Genomic DNA, 2,500 nt, shown 5'->3' with positions numbered 1-2,500 from the left:
GCCCGATGGACACCGCGCAGATGCGCGCGGTGCAGGCCGCGCTCGGCGACCGGGTCGGCAAGGACATCTTCTTCTACTCGATCTCGGTCGACCCGAAGACCGACACGCCGGCGGTGCTGAAGAGCTACATGCAGACCTTCAAGGTCGGCCCGGGCTGGACCTTCCTGACCGGTTCGCAGGCGGACGTGGAGCTGCTGCAGAAAAAGCTGGGCGTAGCGGCCGTGACGCCGGCCTCGGTGAAGGACCACGACACCCGCTTCATCGTCGGCAACGAGGCGACCGGCCAGTGGATGAAGCGCTCGGCCCACGAGCACCCGCAGGTGATGGCCGATCTGGTCGGCGGCTACCTGTTCAACGGCAAGGTCAAGGACACGAAGGCGCGCCCCAGCTACTCGAACGCGGTGCAGATCAACAACCAGTCCGAGGGCGCGGCCCTGTTCCGCACCCGCTGCGCCTCCTGCCACACCCTCGGCGGCGGCCCGGGCCTCGGCCCCGACCTGCACGGCGTGGTCAACAAGCATCCGCAGGCCTGGCTGGCGCGCTGGATCAAGGAGCCTGACAAGATGCTGGCCGAGAAGGATCCCCGGGCGGTGGCGCTGGCGGCCCAGTGGCGCAACCTGCCCATGCCCAATCTCAAGCTCGACGACGACGACGCCGCGGCGCTGATCGACTACCTGCGCCAGGAGACCCGCAAGACCGCGAAGCCCGAGCACACGGCGCAGGCGGGGCGCCAGGGTCAGTAGGCCGGCCCATGCGACGGGTCGGCGAAATCCTGCGCGACCGCGGCCTGGTGTCGGACCGCGACCTGCAGGACGCGCTGGCCCTGCAGAACGGCGGCTCGGTCGGCCCGGCCCTGGTGCGGCTGGGCGCGGTGTCGGAGGACGCCCTGCAGGCGGCGCTGGCCGACGCCTTCGGCCTGCCGCTGATCACGCCCCCGCAGATGCCCGCCGTCGAGGCGGTGCGGGCCGCGGCCGAGCGCCTGGGGGCGCCGCTGGACTGGCTGCTCGAAAAGGAGGTGGCGCCCTGGTTCGCCCCAGACCCTGACGGCGAACGGCTCTGCGTCGCCGGCCGGCAGGTCTACGACCCCGCCGTCCAGGAGGCGGCCGAGCAGTGGCACGAGGCGCCGGCGCGCTTCTACCTGGCCACCGGGCGGACGCTGGAGCCCCTGTTCGGCGAACTGGGCGCCCAGGCGGCGGCCAGCGCCGGGCCGGACACCACGCGCCTGCGCGAGCTGGCCGAAGAGGCCCCGGTCATCGACTTCGTCAACGCCATGCTGGCCGAGGCGATCGCGCGCCGGGCCAGCGACGTGCACGTCGAGCCGTTCGAGGACCGCACCCTGGTGCGCCTGCGCGTCGACGGCGTGCTGACCGAGTGGCGGGCCGCGCCGCGCGCCCTGTTCGACGCGGTCGCCTCGCGCGTGAAACTGCTCTCGGGCATGGACATCGCCGAGCGGCGCCTGCCGCAGGACGGCCGCCAGAGCATCCGCGTGGGCGGCGGCGAATACGACGTGCGCGTCTCGGCCCTGCCCACCACCTGGGGCGAGTCGATCGTGCTGCGCTTCCTGGGCAAGACCCGCGACCTGCCGACCCTGGACGAGCTGGGCGTCGCGGCCGACCACGCGCGCCTGCTGACCCAGATGATCGAGCGGCCGGGCGGGATCGTGCTGGTCGCCGGCCCGACCGGCTCGGGCAAGACCACGACCTGCTACCGGCTGATCACCCACCTGAACGACGGCGTCCGCAAGATCGTCACGGTCGAGGATCCGGTCGAGCTGGACTGCGCCGGCGTGCTGCAGATGCACGTGCGCGCCGACATCGGGCTGGGGTTCGCCGCCGGCCTGCGCTCGATCCTGCGCCAGGACCCCGACGTGATCATGGTCGGCGAGATCCGCGACGCCGAGACCGCCCGCATCGCGGTGCAGGCGGCGCTCACCGGCCACCTGGTGATCTCCACCCTCCACACCGGCTCGGCGCTGGGCGCGGTTTCGCGCCTGCTCGACCTCGGCGTCGAGGAATACCTGCTGGCCGAGGTGCTGCGCGGCCTGGTCGGACAGCGGCTGCTGCGCCGGCTCTGCAACGCCTGCGCCAGCCCGCACGCCGGGGAGGCCGAGGAGACGCACGCGCGGGCCTGGCTGCCCGAGGCCTTGCTGAGCGAGCCCGCGCGCTGGCGCGAGCCGGTCGGCTGCGCCGCCTGCGGCCACGCCGGCTTCCGCGGCCGGATCGGCGTGTTCGAAGTGGCCGAGGTCGACGCCGCCCTGCAGGCCGCGGTCCGGCGTCGGGCAAGCGAAGCGGAGCTGGAGGCTCTGGCCCGGCCACGTGGCTTCCGGACCCTGCGCGAGGACGCCCTGGTCAAGGCGCGGCGCGGCGAGACGGCGCTGTCGGAGGCCTTGCGCGTGGTCGGCGCGGAGGGCGCGCGGTGACCGCGCCGGAGCGCCGGTTCGCCTACCGGGCGGTGCGGCCGGACGGCGGCGCCGTGGCCGACGTGGTCAGCGCGCTCGACC

The 2,500-nt window shown here is 73.8% G+C and carries 2 protein-coding genes (1 of these 2 cut by a window edge); both read left to right on the top strand.

Annotation, left to right across the window (positions count from 1 at the left end; all coding sequences use genetic code 11):
* Positions 1 to 743, top strand: the 3' portion of a protein-coding gene (locus G3573_RS19140) for an SCO family protein (RefSeq protein WP_163263280.1). It extends 196 nt beyond the left edge of the window; the window shows 743 of its 939 coding nt (coding positions 197–939); the start codon falls outside the window, past its left edge; it ends in the stop codon at positions 741 to 743.
* A gap of 8 nt (positions 744 to 751) precedes the next feature.
* Positions 752 to 2,419 carry a GspE/PulE family protein gene (locus tag G3573_RS19135; protein ID WP_163263279.1) on the top strand — a complete coding sequence of 556 codons (1,668 nt, stop codon included), beginning with the start codon at positions 752 to 754 and terminating at the stop codon, positions 2,417 to 2,419.
* Positions 2,420 to 2,500: the final 81 nt, after the last annotated feature.

The organism is Caulobacter sp. 17J65-9, assembly GCF_010975005.1.
Taxonomy (GTDB): domain Bacteria; phylum Pseudomonadota; class Alphaproteobacteria; order Caulobacterales; family Caulobacteraceae; genus 17J80-11.
This window is presented reverse-complemented; position numbering and strand designations above follow the sequence as displayed.

Coding starts and splice junctions, on each gene's coding strand:
- G3573_RS19135 (WP_163263279.1), top strand. CDS start 752: ATGCGACGGGTCGGCGAAATCCTGCGCGACCGCGGCCTGGTGTCGGAC.